Origin of the sequence: Stenotrophomonas sp. FR010 (assembly GCF_047520755.2) — a bacterium.
Classification (GTDB): domain Bacteria; phylum Pseudomonadota; class Gammaproteobacteria; order Xanthomonadales; family Xanthomonadaceae; genus Stenotrophomonas; species Stenotrophomonas sepilia.
The window spans coordinates 101,439-127,367 of sequence record NZ_JAXBQT020000011.1 but is presented as its reverse complement, the minus strand read 5'-3'; the positions used below and the strand labels follow the sequence as shown (position 1 = coordinate 127,367).

Genomic DNA, 25,929 nt, shown 5'->3' with positions numbered 1-25,929 from the left:
AGGCCCCGTCGCATGCAGGTGTCGAGTTTCCCCGCCACCTGTAGGGTGCGGGGCCGTGGTTTTCGGGAGTTACACGAAGACGACGGGCCGCACCAGGGCAGTGGTGACGGTGGTGGTGGTAATGGTGGTGATGGTCGCGACCGGCGCAGTCGAACGGCCCGCAATGGCGGGGGCGATCAGGCTGGCGTGGGCGGCATCAAGGACCATGGCCCACAGAAAACACCGTGCGCCCTGCCGCTGTCAAGTGCTGCGATGCAAAAAACCGATGCAGCGATCACCGGCCAACGTGCCGACATTTGGTTGCAACTGAGACAAAGCCGGCATCAGCACGCTTGACGACTGCATTCAGCCGGCATGTTCGGCGATCGCCCGTGGTGTGCGATGCGCATGCGCGCACAGCATCACGCCAGCCACCAGGAACACGATTGCCAGCGCTTCCAGCAGCGAGGGCCAGCGCTGCTGCCATGCAAAGGCGTACAGCAGCGCGAACAGGGTCTCGAACACGATCATCTGGCCAGTCAGGGTCAGTGGCAGCAGGCGGCTGGCACGGTTCCAGAATGCGTTGCCGAGGATCGAGGCCACCACTGCCACGCCGGCGCTTATCGCCCAGAACCCGCTCCATTGCGCCGCCGTATGGCTGCCGGTGTGCCCGATGAAGGCCATCGGCACCAGCAGCAGGGCCAGGCCGCCGGTGGTGACGCCGGTCAGCAGCGACCAGTCGTGGCTGGACAGGTCCGGCCTGCGCGCCAGCCAGCGGCTGTTGCCGATCGAATACAGCGCCCACGAGAACAGCGCACCGAACGCGCACAGCAGCCCGATCAGGCGCTGCCGCCACGGGGTGGCCAGGTGCTCGGACATCAGCGCTTCCCAACCCACCAGGGCGACCCCCAGCACGCACAGCCCCAGTGCCGGCAGCAGCTGTTTCAGTGGTACAGCGCCCTGCTCGCGCACGCCAACGAGGGTGACCACCACCGGAATCAGGCCGACGATCAGCGATGCTGCAGCGCCACCGGCCCACTGCACGGCGGTCGCCAGCAGCAGGAAATACACCAGGTTGCCTGCCAGGCTCAGCCACAGCAGGCCGATCCATTCGGCACGGCCCAGCCGCGGTGCCAGCCGCTTCCATCGCGGCAGCAGCAGGGCGACTGCCATCAGGCCATAGACCAGGTAGCGGCCGGCGGACAGTTGCAACGCATTGAACGACTGAAGCACGGCAGGCGCGAGAAAGACCACGCCCCACAGTGCGCCAGCGGCCACGCCATTGGCGATGCCCACGGCCATCGGGTTGTTGCGCATTCGGGTTGTCCGGGCGGATGGAACGGGCCGCGCAGTGTAAGCGCTGGCCGCTGGGCGCTCTTGACCCAGGCTGCTGCCTTGTCACCTCTGTAGAGCCGAGCCAATGCTCGGCTGCGATTCACCGTTGTGCAGACAAGGGCAGCCGAGCGTGGGCTCGGCTCTACAGATCAGCCGGCCCCCCTGCGCCACGCAGCGGGGGTCTGGCCACATTCGCGGCGCAGCGCACGGGTCAGTGCACTCTGTTCGGAATAGCCTGCGGCCAGTGCGATATCGCTGATCGGCGCGGCGGTAGTGCGCAGCTGATGCTTGGCCCAACGCAAGCGGCACGCGCTGAGCCAGGCCTGCGGGCTCAGCCCGAACTCGCGCTGGAACAATGTGTGCAACCGGCTCTCGCTGACACCGACAACTCCGGCCATCCGGGCAACCGGCCAGGCCCGGCCGGGATCGGCCTGCACCGCCGCGCACAGGCCCTGCATGCGCGCGCCACTGCCCGCCGGTGCAAACACCTGCAGCAACTGCGGCAGCAACGCCGGCATCGGCTGCCCTGCCTGCACGGCGCCCAGGCGCTGCCGCAACGCCAGCGGCAGATGCAGCCAGCGCTGGCGGCACAGATGCTCCTGCGTGCCGTCATCCAGCACGCCTGGAGGACAATCAACGATCACGAAACCATTGGGGCCGTCCGCCATCTGGTCATGTGCTTCGCCGGCGGCGACAAATGCCCCCTGCAGCAGGTCCAGCCGGCCGCCGCGCCCTTCCATCTCGAACTGCAGTTCCCCCTGCAGCGGCAGCACCCACTGCGCGTAGTCATGGCGGTCCAGGCCGGTGGCCTGCCCGTAGTGCCGCAGATGGAAGATGGCGCCCATTCGGGCAGTGTGCGCGTGTAACAACGGCCGTGCAAACCGCTGCTATAGTCGATCCGTCATCCAACGCAGGGAGTGCAGGTCATGACCCATCAGCAGCTGTCCCTGGTGCTTGCCACCAGCCTCGGCCTGGCGCTCACCGCCTCGGCCTCCGCGCAGGAACGTACGCCACCGGCCCCGCACTGCATGGACGCGGTCGGCGTCCAGGAAGTGGAGCAGGCTTCATCGCGTTCAATCGCTCTGCGAGCCGCCGCGGGCCAGGCCTATCGGATCGACTTCAGTGAAGAGTGCCCCGGCGTCCGCGGTGCCACCACGCTGAAACTTGAAGCACCCGCCGGCTGGGCCTGCGGTCGCCCCAGCGAGCGTGTGGTGGTCGATGGCCGCAGCTGCGCGATCAGCGCGGTGACCCCCGTGCAGGATCGCGACTACGCCAGCGTGGCCCGCGACAGCGACCGCCTGCGCATGGCCACCCTGCCCGCCCTGACCATCCGCGAGCGCAGGGACATCCGCCGCAGTTTCGGTGGTTCGCCGTCGTACTGCTTTGCCACGCGCAACGTGCGCGCGTGGTCGTCCGACCCGCAGGGCATGCTGGTGGAGACCAATCCGCATCGCAATGGGGGTCACCGCTACTATCGCGTGGAGCTTGGCAGCCACTGCCGCCAGCTCGACCGTGCGCCACAGCTGAGCTTCCACTCCGGCATGCAGAACGGCCTGATCTGTGGCAATCCGGGCGATCGCATCCTCACCGCCGGATTCGAGAATGGTGACCTGCGCAACGACGCCCTGGCGCCGCTGCCGCAGTACACCCGCGGCGGCTGCACGATCCAGGCGGTCTATCCGGCTTCCAGCCAGGCGTCGAACTAACCGTCGACGCCGAGGAACGCGAACGGTGCGCTGGGCACGAAGTGGCCCAGCGCGTCGCCGGAAAAGGTATTGCGCTGGTCCGGACCGAGATCGAGCTTGAGCACCTTGCCGCCGAAATCGACCTTGTTCAGGTCGACCCAGAAGGTGTTCGGTGTCAGTGCCGATTCGAAGAAGTACAACCGCCGCTTGTGGTCGGCCACGGTGCGCCAGCGCGTGGATGAAATATTCGGTTCGCCCGGGGTGGTGATGCCATACGGTACCGAGGCGTTTCGGATCACGCTGAACACACTGGCCAGCGCCACTACCGGGTCTTCCGCCTTGGGAATGGCGTTGATGTAGAACGAGGCGCGCGCGAAACGGTCGGCTGAGCGGTTGGTGCCCGGCAGCATCACCGTGCCGCCGATCTGCTGCCAGTAGCTGTTGAGTGCCAGCTGCTGCTCGAAGATCGGTGAATTGGTCATCACCTGGTAGCGCCGGTCATGGTGGATCACCTGGCGACCGCCGATGTATTCGACGATGGCGCTGTCGCCACTGGCATCTGACAGCGACAGGTGCAGCGTGGCCTGGCGGTCTTCGCCCGGTACCTTGTCGGTGACGATCGAGTACGGCTCGCGCTGCAGCGCCGCGACCGCCTCGTCTACGGTGGCGAAGTTGTCCAGCACGTACTGCGCCCATAGTGAGATGGCCAGGCCCGGCTTGTTGCCGCGCTGCTTCGGATACTCCGATTCGACCAGCCACAGCAGGTTGGCCACCAGGCCTTTCTCGTTCATGCCATCGGTGGTCGATACGTCATAACCGGTGGCCACCACCGAGCCGTAGCGCGCCGTCCAGGCCAGCGACTTCGGCCCGGCCTGGCCGGTGCGCGCGATGCCGCCCGGCAGCACGTAGAGGTTGGTCGCCACATCAACCTTCCAGTCCATGGAGCGAGCGGTGATCACATCACCGTTGTCGCCCAGGTAGACCGCGCGCGTGCAGGCCAGCGCCGGTGCCACTGCGGCAGCCAGCGCGACCGCCAGCAGTGCCCTTTCCTTCCACTTCATCCGTGCCATGTCGTTGCGCTCCTTTCCCCGTGATCCGTGGATATGACCCGATTCAGGGTGACACAGCGGTGAAGCCCGGGCGAACCAGGCGATCGTGCAGCCAGAAACCTGCAAGCATCGCCGGCACGAACCAAAGCGCTTCGCGCGATCCCACCGCCAGCCCGGCGATGGCAGGGCCCGGGCAATAGCCTGCCCAGCCCCAACCCATTCCGAACAATGCCGCGCCCAGCACGAGGCGTACATCGACAGCGCGCGCGGCGGGCAGTTGGAAGCGCGTTGCGCATGACGGCTGCGGGCGCCGCAGCACCCAGCGCTGGCCGACCGCGCTGACCAGCAGTGCCGAGGCCAGCACCCAGGCCAAGGTGGGATCGAAATCGCCGGCGATGTCGAGGAAACCGAGGATGCGGCGCGGATCGGTCATGCCGGCCAGCGCCAGGCCCGCGCCGAACAGCGCCCCTGCCGCGCCGGCGGCCACCATCACGCGGCTCATGCGAAGCCCCCGCCATGACGGATCAGGAATGTGGTCAACATTGCGCAGGCCATGAACACCACCACCGCCAGCAGTGACCGCATTGAGCCGCGGGCCACGCCGCACACCCCATGACCACTGGTGCAGCCGTTGCCCAACCGCGTACCGAATCCGACCAGCAGGCCGGCGCCAACCAGCTGCCACGCCGGCAAGGCGTCACGCAACAGGTCGCGGGGCGCTTGGCCTGGCACGGCCTGCCAGTACAGCACACCCCCGGCAGCGGCAAGCAGGCCGAGCAGGAATGCCCAGCGCCAGCCGCGCTCGCCCGGCGTTGCGCGCACGCTGCCAGCGGCAATGCCGCTGATGCCGGCCACCCGGCCCGTGGTCGCCAGCAACACCACCGCCGCCGCACCGATCAACGCCCCCCCCGCGACGGCGGCCCACGGCACGGTCATGACCTGCCTCCAGTTGTTCCGTTCATTCGCTTGCCTTTTGAATTAGCTTTTTCTAAATTAGCTTCTTCTAAAACAAAAGGTCAACCATGACCCGCATCGAGCTCGACACTGCCGCGATGGCCGGGCATGCCGCCCAGGCCGCGGCGCTGCTCAAAAGCCTGGCCCATCCTGCACGGCTGCGCGTGCTGTGCCGGTTGGTTGAAGGCGAGGCGCCAGTACCGGAACTGCAGGCACTGACCGGGCTCAGCGCATCAGCGCTGTCCCAGCATCTGGCGGTGCTGCGCGGACTTGGCATCGTCGCGACCCGGCGCGAAGCGCAGGCGATCCACTACCGGGTGGTGGAAGGGCCGGCGCTGGGCGTATTGCAGGCGTTGCACGCCGCCTACTGCGGAAATGCAGCGCGCTGAACCTTCCACGCGGGTTCAACCTGCGTGCAGCACCGGTTGCACGACCTGATCGAGCAGATCCACCGGGGTCGGCGCCGACAGGTCACCATGCAACGCGCGGGTGAAACCTGACCAGTCGCTGGAAGACAGTTGCCGCAGCAGCGCCTCCTCCACCGGCAACGCGCGCATCGACCAGTACGGAAACTGGCGCTGGCCGAGGCGGCCACGCGCCAGTTCGATGATGTCGATATGGCTACCGGCCTGCAGGATGCGTTCGTACACCGAATCGATACCATCCGGCGGCCCTTCGATGTACTGCAGGAATCGCCCGCCGTCATGCAGCAGCACACCGGTCACGCCCGCCATCTTGTTGAAACGGGCTGCATCATCGACCAGCGCCCGCAGCCGTTCAGCGGAAAGATCCGGCAGCGCCTGGCTGACGTAGGCGATGGCACGCAGTGGCATGGCGCTTCCTTGACAAGATGTACAGCCACGGTAGCAGCTGCGGACGAGTCCGTCTCAGTGCCCGCGGGTGTTTCCTGAAGAATTCAGGTAGCGGCCGCCGGCAGCGCCTCTACGCGCCTCGGCAACCGGGCTTCGAACACCACCTGACCGGCTTCATTGCGCGCTGCGATATGCCCGCCGTGCGCGCGCACGAACTGATCGACGATATACAGGCCCAACCCCAGGCCATTGCTGGGATGGAAGCTGGCCTTGAACGGCTCGAACAGGCGCGGCAGCAGCGCGTCGTCGATCCGTCCCGCGTTGCTCACCCGCAGCAGCACGCTGCGCGGATCACGGCCGTCCACCTCCACCCGCGCCTCACTGCCATGGGTGAGCGCATTGCCGATCAGGTTGGCGGCAACCTGTCCCAGCCGATCCAGATCACCCTGCAGGCGGGTATCGCCCAGCATATCCAGATGCACCCGTGCGTGGCCGTGGGCGCTGCCCGCTTCGGCCACCACCGCACGCGTGACCTCGGCAAGATCACAGGCGCTGGCCTGCAGGCGCAGCCCGCCGCTGCGGATCCGCGAAAAGTCCAGCAGCTGCTCGACCATGCGCGCCATGCGCAGCGTGCTGGCCTCCAGGTGCTTCAGGGTCTGCTGCGCGCCGTCATTGCCCGCAGGAAGCTCCAGCGCCAGCTTGTCGGCACACAGCAGGATCGCCGACAGCGGCGTGCGCAGATCGTGGGTGAGCACCGCCGCCATCGTCTCGTTGAGCTTGAGCGAGCGCTCCAGCGCCTCGTTGCGCGCCTTCAGCAGCTGCCGCTGCTGGTACAGCTCGATGAAGACATTGACCTTGCTCAGGATCACCTGCGGCGCCACCGGCTTGTGCAGGAAGTCGACCGCGCCGGTTTCGTAGCCCTTGAACGCGCGCAGCGGGTCGTCCGGCGAGGCGGTCAGGAAGATGATCGGCACATCCCGGCTGCGGTGTGAACCGCGCATCAGCTCGGCCAGGGTGAAGCCATCGATCTCCGGCATGTGCACGTCCAGCAGGGCAAGCGCCACCTCATGCTCGAGCAGCAGTTCCAGCGCCTGCGCGCCCGAGCCCGCCAGCAGCAGGTTCACGCCTTCGCGCTGCAGCAGCGCCTGCATGGCCACCAGGTTCTGCGGCACGTCATCGACGATCAGCAGGTTGACCGGGGTCTGCGACTGCGCAGGGTCCGGCGGCAACAGGTTCATGCAAACAGCTCCTTCAGGCGACGGCACATCAGTTCGAGGGGCAGCACGGCATCGGCGCCGGCGTGCTGCAGGGCGGAGGCCGGCATCATCGATGCCTCGGCCTCCTCGGGACATTGCAGCCAGGCGCGGCCGCCGGCGGCGCGCACCGCGGCCACCCCTTCACTACCATCGCTGCTGGCACCGGTCAGCAGCAGGGCCAGTACCTGCGCGCCGAACACGGCCGCAGCCGACTCGAACAATGGATCGATGGCCGGGCGGGAAAACAGCACCGGTGCGTCCACCGACAACGCCAGCGAACCGGCGTCTTCCACCAGCAGGTGATAGTCCGGTGGCGCAAAGGTCACCGTGCCAGGCTGCAGCGGCTGCTTGTCTTCGGCCTCGCGCACCGGCAGCGCGCAGTACGGCGCCAGCACTTCGGCGATGCGGCTGCTGCGATCGCGCGGAAGGTGCAGCACGGCCAGCACCGGCGCCGGCAGAGCCGCAGGCAGCGCGCCGAGCACCGCCTGCAGCGCCGCGACCCCACCCGCCGAGGCCCCGATCACCAGCACCGCCGGTCGTGTCGGCGGTGCCATCAGGCAACCTTCCGGTACAGGCGATGCTCCCGCGAGCAGGTCTCGAACGCGCCGTGGTGGCGCCCGAACTGCAGCGACTCCTTGCTGCCCAGGCCAAGGAAGCCGCGATGCACCAGCGCTTCACGGAACAGGCCCACCGCGCGGTCCTGCAGATCGCGGTTGAAATAGATCAGCACATTGCGGCACGACACCAGGTGCACCTCGGAGAACACGGTGTCGGTGGCCAGGCTGTGGTCAGCGAACACGACGTTGCGGCGCAGCTGGCGATCGAACACCGCGCCATCGTAGGCTGTGGCGTAGTAGTCGGACAGCGAGGCGGTGCCACCGGCCGCCAGGTAGTTCCGGCTGAACTGGGCCATCCGGTCGATGCCATAGGCGCCGGCCTCGGCGTTGGCCAAGGCTGCCGGATTGATGTCGGTGGCGTAGACGATGCTGCGCTCCAGCAGGCCTTCCTCGTGCAACAGGATCGCCAGCGACCACACTTCCTCGCCGGTACTGCAACCGGCCACCCACAGCTTCACCGACGGGTAGGTGCGCAGCACCGGCACCACCTGCTCGCGCAGCTCACGGAAATAGGCCGGGTCGCGGAACATCTCCGAGACCTGCACGGTGAAGAACTGCATCGCCTGCGCGAACAGGTCCGGCTCGTGCAGCAGGCGGTGCTGCAGGTCGGCCAGCCGCTCGCACTCATAGCGCTGCATGGCCTGGCGGATCCGCCGGCGCAGCGACGACACCGCATAACTGCGGAAATCGTAGTGGTAGCGCTGGTAAAGCGCTTCCAGCAGCACCTTCAGCTCGAGGTCGAACAGGGCCTGCTCGTTCATTGCCGCGAGCACCAGACCCGGCACAGCGAGACCAGCTTGTCGACGTCGATGGGTTTGGCGATGTAGTCGTTGGCGCCGGCCTGCAGGCAGCGCTCACGGTCGTCCGGCATGGCCTTGGCGGTCAGCGCGATGATCGGCAGGTCCCGCAGGTGGCGCTGCGCGCGGATTTCGCGCATCGCAGCAAGGCCATCCTTCTCCGGCATCATGATGTCCATCAGCACCAGGTCGACCTCGCGCTCGGCCAGGCGATCCACCGCTTCCTGGCCATTGCGCGCGATCTCCAGCGTGACGCCGAGGGGTTCGAGCACGCTGGACAGTGCGAAGATGTTGCGCACGTCGTCCTCGGCCAGCAGCACCGTCCGACCGTCGAGCACGGTGTCGCGACGGCGGGCCTCGCGCAGCAGGCGCTGCTGGTCGCTGGGCAGGTTGGCCTCCACGCTGTGCAGGAACAGGGTCACCTCGTCCAGCAGGCGCTCGGGCGAACGCGCGCCCTTGATGATGATGCTCTTGGAATAGCGGCGCAGTCGCTGCTCTTCCTCGCGGCTGAGTGCGCGGCCGGTATAGACGATCACCGGCGGGAAACCGACATCGTCGTTGCCGGCCATGTGCTCGAGCAGGTCGTAGCCACTGCCGTCGGGCAGCGACAGGTCCATCACCATGCAGTCGAACGTGACCGTACTGAGCTGTTCCAGTGCGCCGGCCAGGGTGCCTACGGCGACGATCTGCAGCTGGTCGCGGCCCAGCAACAGTTCCAGGTTGTGGCGCAGCTCGTTGTCGTCCTCCACGATCAGCAGCCGCCGCATGTCGCGCTGGCTGGTCTGTTCCAGCTGTTCGATGGCCGTCACCAGCCGCTCGCGCGTGGTCGGCTTGATCGCAAAACCGATCGCGCCCAGCTCACGCGCCACCTGGCTGCGGTCCGTGGCCGAGACCACATGCACCGGGATGTGGCGGGTGTCCGGGTTGCGCTTCAGGCGTTCCAGCACGCTCAGGCCCGACACGTCCGGCAGGCCGATATCGAGCAGGATGCCGTTCGGGCGCAGTTCGCTGGCCAGGGCCAGCGCCTCTTCCGCCGTGCCCGCCACCACGCAGTCGAACTCCAGTTCATGGGCCAGCGCCACCAGCGCTTCGGCGAACGTGGCATCGTCCTCGACCGCCAGGATCAGGCGCCCGGCGCGCTGGCGGCGACCGCGGTCGTCGGCTACGCCGGCCATCGCAGTGACCGGCGCTGCCGCAGTCGCAGTGCGTACGGGCGCGGCCGGCAGCACGGCCGGCGCCGTCGGCGGCGCTGCCGCGGGGACCTCGGCAGCGTCGGCTGCGCTCGCCGCGGGCGCACCCTGCAACGGCAGCTCCAGGATGAAGCAGCTGCCGCGCCCGGGCTCACTGTCGACCTGGATGCCGCCGCCCATGCGCTCGGCCAGATCGCGCGAGATCGACAGGCCCAGGCCGGTACCGCCGTAGCGACGGCGGGTGCTGCCATCGGCCTGGCGGAACGCTTCGAAGATGACATCCAGCTGCTCGCGGGCAATGCCGATGCCGGTGTCACAGACCTCGAACCGGATGCGGCCGTTGCCGCCGGCACGCACGTGCAGGCTGACCTTGCCATGCTCGGTGAACTTCACCGCGTTGGCCAGCAGGTTCTTCAGGATCTGCTGCAGCCGCTGGCTGTCAACCACCATCTGGGTCGGTGCCACGGCGTCGGCTTCGATCTGCAGGGCCAGGCCCTTCTGCCGCGCCATCGGCTCGAACGTCTCGCGCAGGCGCTGCAGCGCGCTCTCGACCACCACCACTTCATCGGACAGTTCGACATGGCCGGCCTCGATGCGCGACAGGTCGAGGATGTCGTTGATCAGCGCCAGCAGGTCGTTGTTGGACGACAGGATCGCACGCGCGTACTTCACCTGTTCCTCGGTCAGCGTGCCGTCCTTGTTGTCGGCCAGCAGCTTGGCCAGGATCAGCGAGCTGTTCAGCGGCGTGCGCAGCTCATGCGACATGTTGGCCAGGAATTCGGACTTGTAGCGCGAGGTCGCCGCCAGCTCGTTGCTGTTGCGCACCAGCTGGCTCTGCGCAACCAGCAGTGCCTGCTTCTGCGCCTCCAGCTCATGGGTGCGCTCTTCCAGCTGCACGTTGCTCTGTTCCAGCTCAGCCTGCTGTTCTTCCAGGTGGCTCTGCGACTGCAACAGGCTGCGGCTCTGCTCTTCCAGTTCCTCGTTGGCCACACGCAGCTCTTCCTGCTGGGCCTGCAGCTCCTCGCCCTGGCGCTGCGACTCTTCCAGCAACACCACCAGCTGCGCACGCAGCAGCGATGCGCGCAATGCCATGCCGATGGTGTCGGCGCAGCGCTCCAGCAGCTCGCGATCCAGATCACGCTGTTCACCCGCCCGCGCGCGGCCCAGCTCGATCACACCGACCACCGCACCATCGCTGCTGATCGGCGCCAGGATGCGCTCGCGCACCGGCAGCCGGCCCAGGCTGGTCTGCAGTTCGAGCACGGCAGCATCTTCGCCGTGCAGGTGGCGGATGCGTTCGTCCCGGGCAACCTGCCCGGCCAGTCCTTCGTGCAGGGCCAGGGAGGCCGGCGTCCCAGAGGGCAGCGCCACGCCACCGGTCAGCTGCAGCCGGCCGCCGTCCAGGCGATAGACCGCACCGACCTCTGCATCCAGCTGCCCTGCCAGGCTTACTGCTGCCGCCTCGGCGATCTGCTCCGGCCCGAGGTCACCGCGCAGGCTCATCGCCACCGCGTTCTCGGCCTCCTGCAGCCAGAGCGCGCGCATCGCCTGGCGCCGGGCCTGGATCGCGCGCGAGACGATCAGTGCGATCATCAGGAAGGCGCAGCCACCGACGGTACGGTTGACAAGCGAGAACGACGAATTGTTGCTGGCTGGCGCAACGTTGAAGCCGATCACCAGCAGGACACAGGCGATCACCGCGACCACGAACGGCGCGCGTGCACTGCGCTGGAACACCGTCACGCCGACCGCGAGGAAGTAGGCCAGCCATACTGCGTAGCCGAGCGGGACGACCAGTTCCAACGCGATGGTCGCGGCCAGCAGCACGGCGGACGTCATCCAGATCCAGCGGTCACGCGTAGTCGCACCAGGACGCATGCAGGTCGGTTCCAGAAGGCAAAGGGTGGAAGATGGTACTCCGTGTCGCATTCAGCCGCACAGGACAAATGGCACGTGTCAGGTTTGCACGCATCCTTCACACTTGAATGCCTAGCTTCACGTCCCTCACAGGGGTAACACTTATTTACACGTGGACGCAGCCGCTTCTACGACGTCCGTGCTGACGGACCCTTCCCGACAACTGCGACTGCTGATCGACAGCGTGCGCGACCATGCGCTGTACCTGCTTGATCCTGAAGGCATCGTGTGCAGCTGGAACCCGGGCGCCGAACGTATCAAAGGCTATTCAGCCGATGAAGTGGTGGGAACGCACTTCAGCCGCTTCTACCTGGCCGCCGACCGCGAGGCCGGTGAACCCCAGCGCCTGCTTCGCGTCGCAGCGCAGCAGGGGCATGTCGCCAGTGAGGGCTGGCGCGTTCGCCGCGATGGCTCGTCGTTCCGCGCAAGCGTGGTCATCGAGCCGGTCGTGGAAGCCGGCGAACTGCTCGGCTTCGTCAAGATCACCCGTGACATCACCGAGCAGTGGCAGGCGCAGCGGCTGCTGCGCGATGCCCAGCGTGCGCTGCGCAATACGCAGCAGTTCGAGACGGTCGGCCGGCTCAGTCGCGGCCTCTCACATGAGTTCAACAACCTGCTGACCACCATCGGCAACGCCCTTGACCTGCTGTCGCTGCGTGTCAGCAGTGACGATGCACGCGCAGCCGAGCTGCTGGATGCCGCGCAGGCAGCCACCGACCGCGGCGCGCTGCTGACCCGCCAGCTGCTGGCCTTCAGCACCGGCCAGACCCTGATCCGGGAATCGGTGGACATCAATGCGCTGGTACGGCAGTGGCTGCCGGACCTGCAACGCGCCTGCCCGCCCACGGTGGTACTGGAAGCCCATCTCACCCCGGGCCTGCCGCAGGTGAGTACCGATGGGATGCAGCTCCAGACCGCCCTGGCGAACCTGGTGGCCAATGCCGTGGAGGCCACCGCCGATGGCGGCCGCATCCTGATCGGCACCGCGTTGGAACACCGCCTCGACCCGGATGCGGACACCACGCTGCAACGCGGCTATGTCACCCTCAGCGTCTGCGACGAAGGCCACGGCATGGCCGCCGACATCGCCGAGCGGGCCAGCGAGCCCTTCTTCACCACCAAGGACATCGGCAAGGGCAGCGGACTGGGCCTGAGCCAGGTGTTCGGATTCACTACCCAGAGCGGCGGCTTCGTCGACGTGTCCACCACGCCCGGTGTCGGCACCACGGTCAGCCTGCTGCTACCCGCAACCGAGGAATTTACCCATGACCGATGACCCGATCCGCGTACTGATGGTGGAGGACCAGAACGATCTGCGCGAGATGATCGGCATGGCCCTGCGCGATTTCGGCATCGAGGTGTCCACCACCGCCGACGGGCATGAAGCCGCTGCGTTGCTGAAGGGCGACGCACGTTTCGACGTGGTGTTCAGCGATGTCAGCATGCCCAATGGCATGTCCGGCATTGAACTCAGCGAGCACGTCGCGCGTGAGCAGCCGCATGCACGCATGATCCTGTCCTCCGGCTATGCGCGTTCGCAGCTGCCGCCGCTTCCGGAGCAGGTGGAGTTCCTGCCCAAGCCCTATCGCCTGCGCCAGCTGGTTGAACTGCTCAGGCAGGACTGAAGGCGTACCGGCCTGCGTGGCCATGCTCAGCGCCGGGCCCGCTGCATGAACAGCAGCGCCGGCGTGGATGCAGTGTTCACCGGCTCGAAGCCGAAGGACCGGTACAACGCAACTGCGGCGGCATTGTCCCGATAGACCCGCAAGGTCAGCCGTTGAACGGCATCAGACTGGAACGCCTGCTCGATCAGCGCCTGCACCAACCCACGCCCGAGACCGCGGCCCCGCGCCTGCGGGGCAACCAGCAGACGGCCCAGATGCATCGTACCCGGCTGGGTGCGCCAGGCTTGGCCGAAACCCACGCGCATGCCGTTTTCTGCCAGCAGCAGCCATCCCGGGCGTTCGCGCAGCTGCAATACGTTCTCGAACTGATCGGGTGGCAGTGGATAGGGCACGCCCGGTCCGGCCCACCGCAGCGTGGCTGCGGCCGAATCCAGCCACCCGGCGATGCGCGCGTAGTCGTGGGGTTGCACGGGCTGCAGGCGGTGGTCCATGGCGGCCGGATCGCGGGGTGAGGCGCCAGCATATCCGAGTGACCTCGCGTGCAGCGCGCGGACGTGGCGCCGCGAACATGGTGACCCCGGCCCGATTCGAACGGGCGACCTTCCCCTTAGGAGGGGGACGCTCTATCCAGCTGAGCTACGGGGCCATGCAGCCGGGAAGTTTACAGGCAACGTGCCCTGCCCTCCAAGCATTCATGTTCCACCCGGTTCCCCTGGCGCGTTGCACCATGGCCGGACGGGGCGCTCTGCTACCATCGGCGATTCAGTTCATCGCGTCCCCCACTGCCCGCGATGGCGCCAAACAACGTAACGAAACACAGGAGTCTGCATGTCTTCCGAGCTGCTCAAGTCCCTTGGCCTGGACGCGATCAACGCTGGCACGTACCTGGGCAACGGGGAGTGGTCGAGCGCGACCAGCGGTGAGCTGATCACCCCGGTCAACCCGACCACCGGCGAGCCGATCGCGCAGGTCCGCGCCACCACTGAGGCCGAGTACGAGACCGTCGTCGCCCGCGCCCAGGAAGCCTTCAAGGTCTGGCGTACCACGCCGGCGCCGCGCCGCGGTGAAGCCGTGCGCCTGTGCGGCGAAGCGCTGCGCAGGCACAAGGACGCTCTGGGTTCGCTGGTTGCCCTGGAAATGGGCAAGAGCAAGCCGGAAGGCGATGGCGAGGTGCAGGAGATGATCGACATCGCCGATTTCGCCGTGGGCCAGAGCCGCATGCTGTACGGCTACACCATGCATTCCGAGCGCCCCGGCCACCGCATGTACGAGCAGTACCACCCGCTGGGCCTGGTCGGCATCATCTCGGCCTTCAACTTCCCGGTCGCGGTGTGGAGCTGGAACTCGTTCCTGGCGGCGATCTGTGGCGACGTGTGCATCTGGAAGCCGTCCAACAAGACGCCGCTGACCGCCATCGCCTCGCTGAAGATCTGCAACGATGCCCTGCGCGAAGCGGGCTTCCCGGACATCTTCTTCCTGATCAACGATGCCGGCACCGCGCTGTCGGAAAAGATGGTCGATGACCGCCGCGTGCCGCTGATCAGCTTCACCGGCTCGACCCAGGTCGGCCGCACCGTCAACGAGAAGGTCGCACGCCGCCTCGGCCGCTGCCTGCTGGAACTGGGCGGCAACAACGCGATCATCCTGGACGAAACCGCCGACCTGAAGCTGGCCGTGCCGGGCATCGTGTTCGGTGCGGTCGGCACTGCCGGCCAGCGTTGCACCACCACCCGCCGCCTGATCGTGCACCGCTCGATCTACGCCGACGTGCTGGCCACCCTGGTCAAGGCCTACAAGCAGGTGGAAGGCAAGATCGGCGACCCGACCGATGCCGCCAACCTGATGGGCCCGCTGAACAGCGAAGGCGCCGTGCAGCAGTTCCTCGATGCCATCGCCCAGGCCAAGGCGGCTGGCGGCACCATCGAGACCGGCGGCACCCGCATCGACCGCGCCGGCAACTTCGTGCTGCCTGCAATCGTCACGGGCCTGAAGAACAGCGACGCCGTGGTCCAGCACGAGACCTTCGCACCGATCCTGTACGTGATGCCGTACGACACCCTCGACGAAGCCATCGACATGCAGAACGGCGTGCCGCAGGGCCTGTCGTCCTCGATCTTCACCCAGAACCTGAAGACCGCCGAGAAGTTCCTGTCGGCCGCCGGCAGCGACTGCGGCATCGCCAACATCAACATCGGCACGTCCGGTGCGGAGATCGGCGGCGCCTTCGGTGGCGAGAAGGACACCGGCGGTGGCCGCGAGTCCGGTTCGGATGCGTGGAAGGTCTACATGCGCCGCCAGACCAACACCATCAACTATTCGGATTCGCTGCCGCTGGCGCAGGGCATCAAGTTCGACCTGTGATGGCAAACGACGCGGACACGTCTGTGGGTCAGAGTCCCTCCGGGGATCTGACCCATGCCCAGGGTCGGATCCCCGCAGGGGCTCCGATCCTCGATTTCAGCGGCCGCCGCGTGCTCATTGCCGGCGGCAGCAAGGGCATTGGTCGTGAAATGGCACTGGCCTTTGCTGGTGCCGGTGCGCAGGTCTCGGTCTGCGCGCGCGGCCAGGCCGGCCTGGAGGCCCTGTGCGCCGATGCACAGGCGCAGGGCACGCCATTGCATGCGTTTTCCACCGATCTGGCCGATCCTGGCCAGATCCAGGCCTGGCTGCAGGCCGCCGCCGATGCCCTCGGCGGCATCGATGTGCTCGTCAACAATGCCACCGGCTACGGCATGGCCGACAATGAGGAGGGCTGGGCCGCCAGCCTGCAGATCGACCTGATGGCGGCCGTGCGTGCCTCGCGCCTGGCCCTGCCCTGGCTGCGCGCGTCCGGCGATGCCTGCATCCTTAATCTGTCGTCGATTGCCGCGCAGCAGCCGCGTCCCGGCGGCGCGCCCTACGCCGCTGCCAAGGCCGCGCTTTCGCACTACACCACCTCGCAGGCGCTGGCGCTGGCCAAGGACCGGATCCGGGTCAACGCCATCGCACCGGGCTCGATCGAGTTCGATGACGGGCTCTGGGACCGTCGCCGGATCGAGGATCCAGCGCTGTACCACGGCACCCTGGCGAAGATCCCGTTCGGCCGCTTCGGCCATCCGCGCGAGATTGCCGACGCCGCCCTGTTCCTGTGCTCGCCACTGGCGCGCTGGGTTACCGGCAGCGTGCTCAACGTGGATGGCGGCCAGGTGTTGATGGGCTGAATTTGTAAAGCCGAGCCCATGCTCGGCTTGCACGCAAGACGCGGTCGATCCCGCATCAGCCCAAGGGGGCAGCCGAGCATGGGCTCGGCTCTACAGGGCACTGCCCATGGGATTGCCCGGGCAGAGGCACTATCATGTGCACACTGCCAAGGAGGACCCGATGAGCGTGGCACCCCGACAGACAAGCGCCCTGGCCGTGGTCAGCCTGGTCATGGGCATCGCCAGCTGGACCATCCTGCCCTTCGTGGCCAGCATCGTCGCCATCATCACCGGCCACATGGCCCGCGCCGAGATCCGCCGCCGCCCGCATGAACTGGAAGGCGACGGCCTGGCCGTTACCGGCCTGGTGCTGGGCTGGGTCATGGTCGGCGCCGTGCTTGCCGCCATCCTGGTCTTCATCCTGTTCTTCGGCGGCCTGGCATGGCTGGCGGCAGTGTCGAACTGACGCCATGACCGCCTCCGACAGCACTGAACGCTTCAGCAGCCGCGTCGCCGACTACGTCCGCTACCGGCCCGATTATCCGCCCGCCCTGTTGGAGTGGCTGCATGGCCCGATGGGCGTCAGCCGCGAGGCCGTGGTCGCCGATATCGGCGCCGGCACCGGTATTTCCAGTCGCCTGTTCCTGGCCAGCGGCCATCCAGTAGTCGCGGTTGAGCCCAACGCCGCCATGCGGGGCGCGGCCGAGGAATGGCTGGCACCGCAGTACCCGCAGTTCCGTGCGGTGGACGGCCGCGCCGAGGCCACCACACTGGACGATGCCAGCATCGATCTGGTCAGCGTCGCGCAGGCCTTCCACTGGTTCGACACCGTGGCGGTGCGCGCCGAGTGGCAGCGCATCCTGCGCCCCGGTGGCCAGGCACTGATCTACTGGAATTCGCGCCTGCTCGATGCCAGCCCGTTCCTGATCGGCTACGAACAGTTGCTGCTGGACTACGGCACCGACTACACCGCTGTGGCCGAGCGCTACCAGGACGATGCCACCATGCAGGCCTGGTTCGGCCCCGGCCTGCGCGGCAGGGTAGAGCTGCCGAACGTGCAGCATCTGGACTTCGACGCCCTGCGCGGGCGCCTGCTGTCCTCCTCCTACGCACCCCAATCCGGTCATCCCCGCCACGCGCCGATGATCGACGCTTTGCAGGACCTGTTCGCCGCCCATGCGGTGGACGGCCAGGTCGCTTTTGAATATCGAACCCGAGCCTTCCTCGGCACGCTGGACTGAACCGACGCATGTATTCGCTTGCCCGCCCCTTCCTGTTCTCGCTCGACGCCGAACGCGCCCACGGCCTCGGCCTGTCCGCACTGGACCTGGCCTATCGCACCGGCACCACGCCGCTGCTGGCCGCACGCATCGCGCCGATGCCCAGCACGGTGTTCGGGCTGACCTTCCCCAATCCGGTCGGCCTGGCCGCCGGCCTGGACAAGAACGGCGAGCACATCGATGCACTGTTCGCGCTCGGCTTCGGCTTCGTCGAGATCGGCACCATCACCCCGCGTCCGCAGGCCGGCAATCCGCAGCCGCGCCTGTTCCGCCTGCCGGCGCACAACGCAATCATCAACCGCATGGGCTTCAACAATGCGGGCGTGGACGCGCTGGTGCGCAATGTCGAGCGCGCGCGCAACCGCCGCGGCCTGCTCGGCATCAACATCGGCAAGAACAAGGACACGCCCAACGAACAGGCCGTGGACGATTACATCGCCTGCCTGGACAAGGTCTATCCGCTGGCCGACTACATCACCGTCAACATCTCCTCGCCCAACACCGCCGGCCTGCGTGAGCTGCAGGAAGAGACCGCGCTGCGCCAGCTGGTCAGCCAGCTGCGCGACCGCCAGGAAGACCTTGCTGCCCGCCACGGCCGACGCGTGCCGATGCTGGTGAAGGTGGCGCCGGACCTCAGCGAACGCGATATCGACGCCGCCGCCCGCGTGCTGGGCGAACTGCAGGTGGACGGCGTGATCGCCACCAACACCACCATCGACCACAGCAAGGTGGCCGGCGATCCGCTGGCCAATGAGGCTGGCGGCCTGTCCGGTGCACCGGTGCTGGAGCAGTCCACGCTGGTGCTGCGCCGCCTGCGCGCGCGCCTGCCCGAATCGGTGCCGCTGGTCGGCGTCGGCGGCATCCTGTCCGGCGCCGATGCGGTAGCCAAGATGGCGGCCGGTGCCGCACTGGTGCAGTGCTACAGCGGCCTGATCTTCCGTGGACCGGCGCTGGTTTCCGAATGCGTGGAGGCGATCCGTCGCCGCCGTGAAGCGCCGAGCCGCGGCGCGGTGGCCCCACTGTGAGCGCGCCCATGGATACCATCGCCGGCAACGCCCCGCTGCGCTGGACGCTCACCCGCAATGCGCCGCTGCAGGCGCTGAATACCTTTCATGTGCAGGCCAGCGCCGCGCAGCTGCTGGAACTGCACGATGCCGCGCTGCTACCGGACGTGCTGGCATTGCCTGAGGTGGCCAGCGGCCCGCTGCTGGTGCTGGGCAGCGGCAGCAACGTTCTGATCGCCGAGGACCTGCCCGGCACCGTGCTGGTGTTCGGCAACCGTGACATCAGTTTCCTTGAACACCGCGCCGACCATGCGGTGATCCGTGCCGGTGCCGGCGTGCCGTGGCATGGCCTGGTGATGTGGTCGCTGCAGGAAGGCCTGTCTGGCCTCGAAAACCTGGCCCTGATTCCCGGCACGGCCGGTGCCGCGCCGATCCAGAACATCGGTGCCTATGGCGCGCAGGTCGGCGAGTTCATCCAGGCGGTCGAAGCGTGGGACTGCCAGGAGCAGGCCTGGGTGCGGCTGGACAACGAACAGTGTGGCTTCGCCTACCGCGACAGCGTGTTCAAGCAGCAACCCGATCGCTATCTGATCTCCGCCATCGAACTGAAGCTGCCACTGCTGCATGATCTGCGCATGGACTACGCCGGCATCCGCGAGGAACTGCAGGCACAGGGCGTGGAGCTGCCGAGCGCAGTGGACGTGGCCAATGCCGTGATCGCGATCCGCCGCCGCAAGCTGCCCGACCCGGATGTACTGGGCAACGCCGGCAGCTTCTTCAAGAACCCGGTGCTGCCGCTGGAACAGGTCGACGTGCTGCTGCAGCATTTCCCCGACCTGCCGGTGTTCCCGGCCGAGCAGGATGACAAGCGCAAGGTCTCGGCGGCATGGATGATCGAGTCCTGCGGCTGGAAGGGCTTCCGCGAAGGTGATGCCGGCGTGGCGCCAAGCCACGCGCTGGTGCTGGTCAACCACGGCAATGCCAGCGGCGCTGAACTGCTGGCGCTGGCGCGCCGCATTTCGGCCTCGGTGCTGGAGAAGTTCGGTGTGCCGATCGAACCGGAGCCCCGCCTGCTCGGCGCACAGTGGTGAATACCCCCGCCCTTTCCCCAAGCGCCCCGATGCGGGCGGCGCTGCTGATGCTTGGCAGCACGATGGCATTCGGCCTGATGGCGGTCGCGATCCGCTACGCCACCCGGTACGTGCCAACCCAGGAAGTGGCGTTCTTCCGCAATGCCTTCGGCTTGCTGGCGTTGCTGCCGATGCTGCTGCGGCCGGGCCGTGCTCCGCTGAAGACGCAACAGCTGCCGCGCTATTTCGTGCGCAGTGCGATTGGCCTGGGCTCGATGCTGTGCGCGTTCTGGGCACTGGGCCACCTGCCGTTGGCGCAGGCGGTGTCGCTGTCGTACTCCACGCCGCTGTTCGTCACGATTGCCGCCGTGCTGTGGCTGGGTGAAACCGTGCGCGTGCGCCGCTGGGCCGCGGTCGTGGTCGGCTTCATCGGTGTGCTGGTGATCGTGCGACCCGGTACCGCCGGCTTCACCGCGGGCAGCCTGGTCGCCGTGGCCGCAGCGGTGCTCAGTTCGCTGGTGGCGATCCAGATCAAGCAGCTCACCCGCGTCGACAGCGCCGATACCGTGGTGCTCTACACCTACGTGTTCTGGGTGCCGCTGTCGCTGGTTCCGGCGCTGTTCGTCTGGGTCTGGCCGAGCGGCATGGCCTGGCTGTGGCTGCTGGCCACCGGCGTGCTCGGCACCATCGGCCAGCTGTTGTGGACGCGGGCGCTGCGCCTGGGTGAAGTCTCGGCGCTGACCCCGATCAGCTTCCTGCAGCTGCCGCTGGTAACGCTGTTCGGCTGGCTGCTTTTCAACGAAAGCGTGGACCGCTGGACGATCATCGGCGCCGGCATCATCCTCGCCGCCAACGCCTACATTGCCCACCGCGAGGCCGTACTTTCGCGCCGCGCCGCCAGCGCAGCCGCCTCATCAGCGGCGAAGCCCGCCGAATGAAAACCGCCTCGATGGACAAGCCCTGGGTAGAGTCGACTGTGAGTCGGCTGCTTTCCGTTCGGAGCTGGAAAATCCCGCGCTGCGCGCGATAGCCGACCAGCAGTCGGCACTACCCGGGTGATCCTGGCAACGCCCCAGAACCTAATCCAGCGCGCGATACACCCGCTCGGCCGCGTCGAACACATTGCCCGGTGCGAACTGTTCGCTGAGGAAATGCAGCGACTGCCGGCGCAGCTGCGGCGACCGGTCCTCTCCATCGCTGCCCAGCAGGACCTGCTGGAACTCGATCAGGTCCTGCAGGATGCGCCAGTGACGGCACCAGGCGATCCAGCGAGGGTCGCCGCGGTCACTGCCATAGCCCTCCTCGAATCCCACCGGGTTCTCGCGGCCCCAGCGCCCGCCGACAGCGCCACCGATGAACATCAGGTCGCGCTCGCGCGGTGCCAGCGACAGGCCATCCCAGTCGATCAGGTGCAGGCCGCCGTCATTGCCCATCAGCAGATTGCCGGCATGAAGGTCGGTGTGGCACAGGTGCAGCCGCACCGGCACATCCTGCAACGCCGCGTGCAGCTGCAGTGCCTGCGCGTGCAGCGCCGCGATGCGCGCGTGCTGCTGGTCCCAGACGGAGACGAAGGCACGGCCCAGCCCATCCTTGGCAGCCGCCAGGCCTTCGCCGGCCAGCCACTGCCCGACGGTCTCCAGCGCCGCGGTTTCCATCCGGATGCTCGGCAGCGCTTCCTGCAGCGCCGGTGGCGGGCACGCGTCGTGCAGGCGCCGCAGGACCTCGCCCAACCGTTGCCATTGCGTGCGGCTCAATGCCGCCTCGAAACCGGACTGGCCTTCCACATACGGGAACAGGGTGAACTGCAGGCCCCAGCGCTGCACCGATGCCCCGCCGGTCAGCGCCGGCCAGGGCGCAACGATCTCCTCGATACCCAGCGTGCCGCGCAGCCAATGCAGGGTGTCCCAGACGGCAGGGGCCACCTGGTAACTGCGGCATTTCAACCACCACTGCCCGCGCCGTGCATCGATGCGATACACGCTGGCGTTGGCATCGGCGCCAACCGGGCGTGGCACCACGGCGGTCGCGGTGATGCCATAGGATTGCTGGAGGACTTCGCCGAGATGCTGCGCCGAAGCGGATGACATGGATGCAAGCGGAAAGTGTTATCTGCGACAACTATCGCAGATGTGCCCGCCACGACACAGACATGTCCGTCACAACATCGTGCCTGCGCGACCAACGTGCTAGCCGGCGACGCGACGCATCACCGCTTCCAATGGCCCCCGCGTGAACCGCCACGACCACAGCCACGCTGCGCCCGTGGCCAGCATCAGGAACAACAGCGCCCACAGCAGCACGGTCGGTAGCGACGCGCTGCCATCGAGCAGCCCCAACCATTCCAGCGTACCCATGCCCAGCAGGATGTGGCCGACGTAGAGGGTCAGGGTCATTCGCCCTGCTGCAGTCAGCGGTTCCAGCCAATCCCCCGGATACCGGCGGCTGATCCAGAGGCACGCGGCAATCGCGCTGCAGGCTGCGCCCGCACCGGTCAACACGTAGGCCGGTCCCGGCGGCATCGGCTGCGTTCCCAGCCACGGCTGCCAGGGCGTTCCCTGTGCAAGGTGCTGCACGGCCTGGCCTGCGCCGATCAGCAGCAGGCCCACCAGCAGCAACGCACGCTGCGCCCGCGGTTGTGACAACGGCAGGCGCGCCAGCAGCATGCCCAGCAGGAAGAAGCACATCCAGGGCAGCAAGGGATGGAAGCCGTTGAACAGCAGGTTGCGCGCGGCACCCGGCCACTGCCAGAGACCGGCATACTCCAGCGTCTGCCAGTTCCAGCCCTGGCTGTAATTCCAGTGCAGCAGTGCCCAGAACGACCCGGCCGCCAGGCCGGCGATGCTGGCCAGCAGCACCCGTGACGACGCACGCAGCCACAGCACCGCCAGCGCGAAATACACCGCGTAGTAGTGCAGGATGTCGGCCGGGAACAGGGTCAGGTTGAGCAGGCCCAGTACCAGCAGGAACAGCGCGCGCCGCCAGGTCTGCGCGCCGGCCGGCATCCAGCCAAGGCGCTGTGTGGCCAGTACCAGGCCAAGTCCGGCCAGGGTGACGAAGGTCGCAGAGGCCTTGCCTTCCAGCAGACGGAAGAAGCCGGCCAGCCAACCCTGACCCTCTGCCGGCACGGCCATCGCCAGGCGGAAATTGACCAGCACCATGCCGGCCAGCGCCAGATACCGTGCCAGATCGAGGCCGTGCAATCGCCGCCCAACCGCGCTCATGCGCGTGCACCGAGCAGCAGCGCGAGCAGGCCAGGGTCCAGCGGAGCCTCATCGGTGCCACCGGCTTCGCCCAGCCCGCGACGCAGCGCATCGCTTTCGATGGCATCCAGCAGCACCTGCGCCTGCAGTGCCGGGGCCAGCACGGGACGCCGACGTTCACGCTGTGCCACCTGCTGCAGGGCTTCGGCCAGCACAGCCTGCAACTGCCTGCGATTGGCCGCAAATGCCTCGGCCACGGCCCGATTGCGTGCGCTTTCGGCCAGCACTTCGACGGCGAGCGTCGCCCATTCCGGATGGCTGCACAGCGCGTGGAAGTCCTGCAGGAACGCCAGCACCTGCGTGCGATCACCGTCGGCCACGGCCAGCCGCTGCAGCAACGGCGCCAATTCCTCGCTCTCGGCCACGGCCACTGCAAGGATGATCGCTTCCTTGCCAGGGAAGTGGTTGTAGAGATTGCCCAGGCTGACGTCGGCCGCCTGCGCGATGTCACGCATGCTGGTCTGGTGGAATCCCTTGGCGAGGAAGCACTGCAGGGCGGCCTGCAGGATCTGCGCGTTGCGTTGCGCGTTGCGGTCGGCTCGGTTCATGGCGCCAATAATGAACGAACGTTCGTCCAACTGGAAGATGGCAACCCGGCCAACCAGCGAGTTCCGTTCAGCCGGCCCTTGACCTCAACTGCGGTTGAGGCCCGATGCTGCGTGGCCCGTTCCAAGCCCAACCCGGAGAGACTTCATGCCACGGATGATCACCGCCCTGCTCGACAGCCGCGTGGTGTGGTTCCTGGCCCGACTGCTGCTGGCCGTGGTGTTCCTGTCATCGGGTCTGGCCAAGCTGCTGGCGTGGGACAACAGCGTGGCCGAAATGCAGGCGGCCGGGCTGCAACCGCCTGTGCTGTTCAACCTCGCCAGCGCCGTGGTGCTGCTGGGTGGCTCACTGTGCCTGCTGCTTGATCGCCTGCTCTGGCTGGGCAGCGGCGTGCTGGCGGTATTCATGCTGCTGACCATCGCCATCGTGCATGCCTTCTGGACCAAGCACGGCGCGGAACAGCAGCTGGCCCTGTTCTTTGCACTGGAACACCTGAGCGTGGTCGGTGGCCTGATCTGCGCGGCCATCGCCAGCCGCGCGCGGGCTCAGAAGAACTCGTCGAGCAGCCGGTAGAACGCCAACCGGCGCTCGTCGGCCACAGCGCCGTAGCGTTGGAACAACGGTGTGACCCAGCGCGTATCACCGAAGTTGTGGACCAGGCTGCGCGCGGCCAGCGCCAGGTCCTGGTAACGGTCGGCCACGCCCAGCCGCCCACAGTCGATGAAACCGCTGAAACGCCCCTCGGCCACCATCAGATTCGGAAGGCAGGCATCGCCATGACTGACCACCAGATCTTCATGATCGGGACGGGTGCTGCACAGTTGGGCGAAGACCTGCTGTGGACTCTGTCCCAGGCGTTCGTCATCGAAGTCATCGGCGTCCACGCGCCCCGCCTCGACCCGTGCCTGCGCGGCCGGCAGGCGCGAGGCCAGCCGCTGATCGAACGGACAGGCTGCTACCGGCAACGCATGCAGCCCGCGCAGCGCGTCGGCCAGTATCTCCACCCGTTGCTGCGGCGCGAGTTCCGGCGACGAAGCCAGATCGCGGCCAGGCAGCGCGCTCATCAGCAACCAGTGCCGGCCCGCTTCTTCGGCCGTGGCAATCACCGTTGGCGCCGGTTGTCCCTGTGCCTGGAGCCAGCGCAGGCGCGCGATCTCATCGCCCAGCTCACTGAAGGCATCGATCAGTTCCGACTTGAGGAAGGCGTCGGGTCTACCTGGCCGCAGCACGCGGGCAACGTCGGCCCGCGAAACACCCATCGACTGCCGCTCGATGCGCGCGTCGGCCAACGCTTTCTGCCACGCCAACGGCAGCGGCATGCCATCAGTGGTGGCGTTGTGCTCGTCCATGCCAGGAGATTCCTGTTGCCGGTGACCCTACGCATTCTCGCTCATCCTGGCGCACATCGCCCCCGTGCGGGAGGCAGCCTGAGCGAGCTGACCGGGCCGTCGGCGGCCACTGCGTCCCAGCGCCTGCAGCAGCGACGGCTGCTGCCACGGTATCGGTGCCAGTTCGACGACACGGCCTGGCCCCTACCGCCGAACGCGGCGGCCTGCGCGCGTTCGCCAAGTGGGCACCGTTCTGGCAGCCGATCGTGGCTGCCGCAGTACAACGAGGAAGCAACATGAAATTGATGGTCATCGGCGCCAGCAAGGGCCTGGGACGCGCGTTCGTGGAAGGCCTCTGTGCCAAGGGTGACACTGTGATTGGCGTCTCGCGCCACCGCCCGTGCGGCATCGCCTGCCCTGACGGCGTCACCCTGCAGTGGATCGAAGCAGACCTGTCCCGGCCCACCGTGGCTGCCGACCACATCGCAGCGCAGGCACCGGCCGATATCGATGTGCTGATCCACAACCTGGGTATCTGGGAAGACAAGGCCTTCAGCGACGAGTACGCCTTCCTCGATGAAAGCGATGCTGCACTCACGAAGCTGGTCGACGTCAACATCACCGCGACCCTTTTACTGCTGCAACGCCTGCTGCCCCGCGTACTGGGCGCAGCGCGCCCGCAGCTGGTGCTGACCGGTTCGACCTCGGCCCTGCCTCGCAGTGGCCGCCCGGAAGTGGCGTTCGGCGCCTCGAAGTTCGCCCTCAACGGCATCGCCGATGCGCTGCGCGAAGGCTTCCGCGATCGCCGGCTGGCGGTGACCAGCCTGCAGTTGGGCTACCTCAACACCGACGACGCCTTGTCGGTGCCGGTGGCCGAGGCCGCAGCGCGCGGCGACGGTGAGCAGGTGCCGGTCCACGATGTCGTGGCCATGGTAAGCGCCCTGTTGCAGCTGTCATCCTCCGGCTTCGTGCGCGAACTGGTGCTGCCCGCCATCGCCGACCCGCGCTACTGACCTTGCCGGCCGCGGCAGAGCACCCTCAGTGGC

Annotated in this window: 28 protein-coding genes, 1 tRNA gene and 1 pseudogene; 13 read left to right on the top strand and 17 right to left on the bottom strand. The window is 67.4% G+C overall.

All coding sequences use genetic code 11. The features are described 5' to 3' along the window. Positions 1–69: 69 nt before the first annotated feature. The 3 genes from ACM0PK_RS12000 to ACM0PK_RS11990 all read right to left on the bottom strand — a co-directional run bounded on the left by ACM0PK_RS12000 (position 70) and on the right by ACM0PK_RS11990 (position 2,159). On the bottom strand, positions 70–207 hold the full coding sequence (locus tag ACM0PK_RS12000; protein WP_162911581.1) for a hypothetical protein: 138 nt from the start codon (positions 205–207) through the stop codon (positions 70–72). 138 nt (positions 208–345) lie between these two features. After that, positions 346–1,296, bottom strand: a complete 951-nt coding sequence (locus tag ACM0PK_RS11995; RefSeq protein WP_005416320.1) for a DMT family transporter — start codon at positions 1,294–1,296, stop codon at positions 346–348. A 167-nt stretch (positions 1,297–1,463) separates the two neighbouring features. After that, positions 1,464–2,159, bottom strand: coding sequence for a helix-turn-helix domain-containing protein (locus ACM0PK_RS11990; protein ID WP_414607358.1), 696 nt, complete (start codon positions 2,157–2,159; stop codon positions 1,464–1,466). Positions 2,160–2,240: 81 nt separating this feature from the next. Here ACM0PK_RS11990 and ACM0PK_RS11985 point away from each other — a divergent pair, with 81 nt between their 5' ends. Beyond that, entirely contained in the window at positions 2,241–3,020 is a 780-nt protein-coding gene (locus ACM0PK_RS11985; RefSeq protein WP_414607359.1) for a DUF6491 family protein, read from the top strand. Here the strand turns inward: ACM0PK_RS11985 and ACM0PK_RS11980 are convergent. The 3 genes and pseudogenes from ACM0PK_RS11980 to ACM0PK_RS11970 all read right to left on the bottom strand — a co-directional run. Continuing rightward, positions 3,017–4,069, bottom strand: coding sequence for a linear amide C-N hydrolase (locus tag ACM0PK_RS11980; RefSeq protein ID WP_414607360.1), 1,053 nt, complete (start codon positions 4,067–4,069; stop codon positions 3,017–3,019). The two genes, ACM0PK_RS11985 and ACM0PK_RS11980, sit on opposite strands and share 4 nt — an antisense overlap. Positions 4,070–4,112: 43 nt before the next feature. Continuing rightward, positions 4,113–4,550, bottom strand: a complete 438-nt coding sequence (locus ACM0PK_RS11975; protein WP_088497312.1) for a DUF6691 family protein — start codon at positions 4,548–4,550, stop codon at positions 4,113–4,115. After that, a pseudogene (locus tag ACM0PK_RS11970) lies at positions 4,547–4,996 on the bottom strand (YeeE/YedE family protein); the annotation flags it as partial. The pseudogene ACM0PK_RS11970 and the gene ACM0PK_RS11975, both read right to left, overlap by 4 nt. Before the next feature lie 74 nt (positions 4,997–5,070). On the opposite strand from ACM0PK_RS11970, the gene ACM0PK_RS11965 reads away from it, so the two are divergent. Beyond that, positions 5,071–5,391 carry an ArsR/SmtB family transcription factor gene (locus ACM0PK_RS11965; protein WP_088497310.1) on the top strand — a complete coding sequence of 107 codons (321 nt, stop codon included), beginning with the start codon at positions 5,071–5,073 and terminating at the stop codon, positions 5,389–5,391. Positions 5,392–5,406: 15 nt separating this feature from the next. Here ACM0PK_RS11965 and ACM0PK_RS11960 read toward each other — a convergent pair whose 3' ends face one another. The 5 genes from ACM0PK_RS11960 to ACM0PK_RS11940 form a co-directional block, all read right to left on the bottom strand. Next, positions 5,407–5,835, bottom strand: coding sequence for a BLUF domain-containing protein (locus ACM0PK_RS11960; protein ID WP_005416313.1), 429 nt, complete (start codon positions 5,833–5,835; stop codon positions 5,407–5,409). A gap of 83 nt (positions 5,836–5,918) precedes the next feature. Then, positions 5,919–7,052, bottom strand: coding sequence for a hybrid sensor histidine kinase/response regulator (locus tag ACM0PK_RS11955; RefSeq protein WP_072169055.1), 1,134 nt, complete (start codon positions 7,050–7,052; stop codon positions 5,919–5,921). Next, complete coding sequence (locus ACM0PK_RS11950; protein WP_005416311.1) at positions 7,049–7,624, bottom strand: chemotaxis protein CheB; 576 nt, start codon at positions 7,622–7,624, stop codon at positions 7,049–7,051. The genes ACM0PK_RS11955 and ACM0PK_RS11950 overlap by 4 nt, the downstream gene beginning before the upstream one ends. Then, positions 7,624–8,448 (bottom strand): CheR family methyltransferase, encoded by an 825-nt coding sequence (locus ACM0PK_RS11945; RefSeq protein WP_134969518.1) that lies wholly within the window; start codon positions 8,446–8,448, stop codon positions 7,624–7,626. The genes ACM0PK_RS11950 and ACM0PK_RS11945 overlap by 1 nt, the downstream gene beginning before the upstream one ends. Beyond that, positions 8,445–11,552 (bottom strand): response regulator, encoded by a 3,108-nt coding sequence (locus ACM0PK_RS11940; protein ID WP_414607361.1) that lies wholly within the window; start codon positions 11,550–11,552, stop codon positions 8,445–8,447. The genes ACM0PK_RS11945 and ACM0PK_RS11940 overlap by 4 nt, the downstream gene beginning before the upstream one ends. A gap of 151 nt (positions 11,553–11,703) precedes the next feature. Here ACM0PK_RS11940 and ACM0PK_RS11935 point away from each other — a divergent pair, with 151 nt between their 5' ends. After that, entirely contained in the window at positions 11,704–12,867 is a 1,164-nt protein-coding gene (locus tag ACM0PK_RS11935; protein WP_414607362.1) for a two-component system sensor histidine kinase NtrB, read from the top strand. Further along, positions 12,857–13,216 (top strand): response regulator, encoded by a 360-nt coding sequence (locus ACM0PK_RS11930; protein WP_069139920.1) that lies wholly within the window; start codon positions 12,857–12,859, stop codon positions 13,214–13,216. The genes ACM0PK_RS11935 and ACM0PK_RS11930 overlap by 11 nt, the downstream gene beginning before the upstream one ends. A 26-nt stretch (positions 13,217–13,242) precedes the next feature. Here the strand turns inward: ACM0PK_RS11930 and ACM0PK_RS11925 are convergent, their stop codons facing one another. Then, entirely contained in the window at positions 13,243–13,707 is a 465-nt protein-coding gene (locus ACM0PK_RS11925) for a GNAT family N-acetyltransferase (protein WP_414607363.1), read from the bottom strand. A 78-nt stretch (positions 13,708–13,785) separates the two neighbouring features. Beyond that, a tRNA-Arg gene (locus tag ACM0PK_RS11920) sits at positions 13,786–13,862 on the bottom strand. Between the two features lie 182 nt (positions 13,863–14,044). On the opposite strand from ACM0PK_RS11920, the gene amaB reads away from it, so the two are divergent. The 7 genes from amaB (at position 14,045) to ACM0PK_RS11885 (ending at position 20,687) form a co-directional block, all read left to right on the top strand. Continuing rightward, positions 14,045–15,577, top strand: coding sequence for an L-piperidine-6-carboxylate dehydrogenase (gene amaB / locus ACM0PK_RS11915; RefSeq protein WP_005416301.1), 1,533 nt, complete (start codon positions 14,045–14,047; stop codon positions 15,575–15,577). Then, positions 15,577–16,416 (top strand): SDR family NAD(P)-dependent oxidoreductase, encoded by an 840-nt coding sequence (locus ACM0PK_RS11910; RefSeq protein ID WP_134970404.1) that lies wholly within the window; start codon positions 15,577–15,579, stop codon positions 16,414–16,416. Before amaB ends, ACM0PK_RS11910 begins: the two co-directional genes overlap by 1 nt. Positions 16,417–16,576: 160 nt before the next feature. Then, the gene (locus ACM0PK_RS11905) at positions 16,577–16,861 is read left to right on the top strand and encodes a DUF4190 domain-containing protein (protein ID WP_111201738.1); all 285 of its coding nucleotides are present in this window, start codon (positions 16,577–16,579) and stop codon (positions 16,859–16,861) included. Positions 16,862–16,865: 4 nt separating this feature from the next. Continuing rightward, complete coding sequence (locus tag ACM0PK_RS11900; protein WP_134970406.1) at positions 16,866–17,636, top strand: class I SAM-dependent methyltransferase; 771 nt, start codon at positions 16,866–16,868, stop codon at positions 17,634–17,636. Positions 17,637–17,644: 8 nt separating this feature from the next. After that, positions 17,645–18,700: a quinone-dependent dihydroorotate dehydrogenase gene (locus ACM0PK_RS11895; protein WP_180884415.1), complete on the top strand. Its 1,056-nt coding sequence runs from the start codon at positions 17,645–17,647 to the stop codon at positions 18,698–18,700. Positions 18,701–18,708: 8 nt separating this feature from the next. Beyond that, positions 18,709–19,770 (top strand): UDP-N-acetylmuramate dehydrogenase, encoded by a 1,062-nt coding sequence (murB, locus tag ACM0PK_RS11890; protein ID WP_111201741.1) that lies wholly within the window; start codon positions 18,709–18,711, stop codon positions 19,768–19,770. Positions 19,771–19,799: 29 nt separating this feature from the next. Continuing rightward, the gene (locus tag ACM0PK_RS11885) at positions 19,800–20,687 is read left to right on the top strand and encodes a DMT family transporter (protein WP_005416295.1); all 888 of its coding nucleotides are present in this window, start codon (positions 19,800–19,802) and stop codon (positions 20,685–20,687) included. Between the two features lie 141 nt (positions 20,688–20,828). Here the strand turns inward: ACM0PK_RS11885 and ACM0PK_RS11880 are convergent, their stop codons facing one another. The 3 genes from ACM0PK_RS11880 to ACM0PK_RS11870 form a co-directional block, all read right to left on the bottom strand. Then, positions 20,829–21,836: an aminoglycoside phosphotransferase family protein gene (locus ACM0PK_RS11880; RefSeq protein WP_414607364.1), complete on the bottom strand. Its 1,008-nt coding sequence runs from the start codon at positions 21,834–21,836 to the stop codon at positions 20,829–20,831. A gap of 99 nt (positions 21,837–21,935) precedes the next feature. Further along, positions 21,936–22,970: a heparan-alpha-glucosaminide N-acetyltransferase domain-containing protein gene (locus tag ACM0PK_RS11875; RefSeq protein WP_111201743.1), complete on the bottom strand. Its 1,035-nt coding sequence runs from the start codon at positions 22,968–22,970 to the stop codon at positions 21,936–21,938. After that, positions 22,967–23,557 (bottom strand): TetR/AcrR family transcriptional regulator, encoded by a 591-nt coding sequence (locus tag ACM0PK_RS11870; RefSeq protein ID WP_065185242.1) that lies wholly within the window; start codon positions 23,555–23,557, stop codon positions 22,967–22,969. The genes ACM0PK_RS11875 and ACM0PK_RS11870 overlap by 4 nt, the downstream gene beginning before the upstream one ends. 145 nt (positions 23,558–23,702) lie before the next feature. Between ACM0PK_RS11870 and ACM0PK_RS11865 the strand changes: the two genes are divergently transcribed. Then, positions 23,703–24,128, top strand: coding sequence for a DoxX family protein (locus ACM0PK_RS11865; protein ID WP_414607365.1), 426 nt, complete (start codon positions 23,703–23,705; stop codon positions 24,126–24,128). Here the strand turns inward: ACM0PK_RS11865 and ACM0PK_RS11860 are convergent. Next, positions 24,101–24,904, bottom strand: a complete 804-nt coding sequence (locus ACM0PK_RS11860; RefSeq protein ID WP_065177500.1) for an APH(3')-II family aminoglycoside O-phosphotransferase — start codon at positions 24,902–24,904, stop codon at positions 24,101–24,103. The genes ACM0PK_RS11865 and ACM0PK_RS11860 overlap by 28 nt on opposite strands. 275 nt (positions 24,905–25,179) lie before the next feature. On the opposite strand from ACM0PK_RS11860, the gene ACM0PK_RS11855 reads away from it, so the two are divergent. Further along, positions 25,180–25,896, top strand: a complete 717-nt coding sequence (locus tag ACM0PK_RS11855) for an SDR family NAD(P)-dependent oxidoreductase (RefSeq protein ID WP_111201745.1) — start codon at positions 25,180–25,182, stop codon at positions 25,894–25,896. The last annotated feature ends 33 nt before the right edge of the window (positions 25,897–25,929 follow it).

Excerpts from the sequence above, each read along its gene's own strand:
- ACM0PK_RS12000 (WP_162911581.1), bottom strand. The coding sequence starts at position 207 with ATGGTCCTTGATGCCGCCCACGCCAGCCTGATCGCCCCCGCCATTGCG.
- ACM0PK_RS11995 (WP_005416320.1), bottom strand. The coding sequence starts at position 1,296 with ATGCGCAACAACCCGATGGCCGTGGGCATCGCCAATGGCGTGGCCGCT.
- ACM0PK_RS11990 (WP_414607358.1), bottom strand. The coding sequence starts at position 2,159 with ATGGGCGCCATCTTCCATCTGCGGCACTACGGGCAGGCCACCGGCCTG.
- ACM0PK_RS11985 (WP_414607359.1), top strand. The coding sequence starts at position 2,241 with ATGACCCATCAGCAGCTGTCCCTGGTGCTTGCCACCAGCCTCGGCCTG.
- ACM0PK_RS11980 (WP_414607360.1), bottom strand. The coding sequence starts at position 4,069 with ATGGCACGGATGAAGTGGAAGGAAAGGGCACTGCTGGCGGTCGCGCTG.
- ACM0PK_RS11975 (WP_088497312.1), bottom strand. The coding sequence starts at position 4,550 with ATGAGCCGCGTGATGGTGGCCGCCGGCGCGGCAGGGGCGCTGTTCGGC.
- ACM0PK_RS11965 (WP_088497310.1), top strand. The coding sequence starts at position 5,071 with ATGACCCGCATCGAGCTCGACACTGCCGCGATGGCCGGGCATGCCGCC.
- ACM0PK_RS11960 (WP_005416313.1), bottom strand. The coding sequence starts at position 5,835 with ATGCCACTGCGTGCCATCGCCTACGTCAGCCAGGCGCTGCCGGATCTT.
- ACM0PK_RS11955 (WP_072169055.1), bottom strand. The coding sequence starts at position 7,052 with ATGAACCTGTTGCCGCCGGACCCTGCGCAGTCGCAGACCCCGGTCAAC.
- ACM0PK_RS11950 (WP_005416311.1), bottom strand. The coding sequence starts at position 7,624 with ATGGCACCGCCGACACGACCGGCGGTGCTGGTGATCGGGGCCTCGGCG.
- ACM0PK_RS11945 (WP_134969518.1), bottom strand. The coding sequence starts at position 8,448 with ATGAACGAGCAGGCCCTGTTCGACCTCGAGCTGAAGGTGCTGCTGGAA.
- ACM0PK_RS11940 (WP_414607361.1), bottom strand. The coding sequence starts at position 11,552 with ATGCGTCCTGGTGCGACTACGCGTGACCGCTGGATCTGGATGACGTCC.
- ACM0PK_RS11930 (WP_069139920.1), top strand. The coding sequence starts at position 12,857 with ATGACCGATGACCCGATCCGCGTACTGATGGTGGAGGACCAGAACGAT.
- ACM0PK_RS11925 (WP_414607363.1), bottom strand. The coding sequence starts at position 13,707 with ATGGACCACCGCCTGCAGCCCGTGCAACCCCACGACTACGCGCGCATC.
- amaB (WP_005416301.1), top strand. The coding sequence starts at position 14,045 with ATGTCTTCCGAGCTGCTCAAGTCCCTTGGCCTGGACGCGATCAACGCT.
- ACM0PK_RS11910 (WP_134970404.1), top strand. The coding sequence starts at position 15,577 with ATGGCAAACGACGCGGACACGTCTGTGGGTCAGAGTCCCTCCGGGGAT.
- ACM0PK_RS11905 (WP_111201738.1), top strand. The coding sequence starts at position 16,577 with ATGAGCGTGGCACCCCGACAGACAAGCGCCCTGGCCGTGGTCAGCCTG.
- ACM0PK_RS11900 (WP_134970406.1), top strand. The coding sequence starts at position 16,866 with ATGACCGCCTCCGACAGCACTGAACGCTTCAGCAGCCGCGTCGCCGAC.
- ACM0PK_RS11895 (WP_180884415.1), top strand. The coding sequence starts at position 17,645 with ATGTATTCGCTTGCCCGCCCCTTCCTGTTCTCGCTCGACGCCGAACGC.
- murB (WP_111201741.1), top strand. The coding sequence starts at position 18,709 with ATGGATACCATCGCCGGCAACGCCCCGCTGCGCTGGACGCTCACCCGC.
- ACM0PK_RS11885 (WP_005416295.1), top strand. The coding sequence starts at position 19,800 with ATGCGGGCGGCGCTGCTGATGCTTGGCAGCACGATGGCATTCGGCCTG.
- ACM0PK_RS11880 (WP_414607364.1), bottom strand. The coding sequence starts at position 21,836 with ATGTCATCCGCTTCGGCGCAGCATCTCGGCGAAGTCCTCCAGCAATCC.
- ACM0PK_RS11875 (WP_111201743.1), bottom strand. The coding sequence starts at position 22,970 with ATGAGCGCGGTTGGGCGGCGATTGCACGGCCTCGATCTGGCACGGTAT.
- ACM0PK_RS11870 (WP_065185242.1), bottom strand. The coding sequence starts at position 23,557 with ATGAACCGAGCCGACCGCAACGCGCAACGCAACGCGCAGATCCTGCAG.
- ACM0PK_RS11865 (WP_414607365.1), top strand. The coding sequence starts at position 23,703 with ATGCCACGGATGATCACCGCCCTGCTCGACAGCCGCGTGGTGTGGTTC.
- ACM0PK_RS11860 (WP_065177500.1), bottom strand. The coding sequence starts at position 24,904 with ATGGACGAGCACAACGCCACCACTGATGGCATGCCGCTGCCGTTGGCG.
- ACM0PK_RS11855 (WP_111201745.1), top strand. The coding sequence starts at position 25,180 with ATGAAATTGATGGTCATCGGCGCCAGCAAGGGCCTGGGACGCGCGTTC.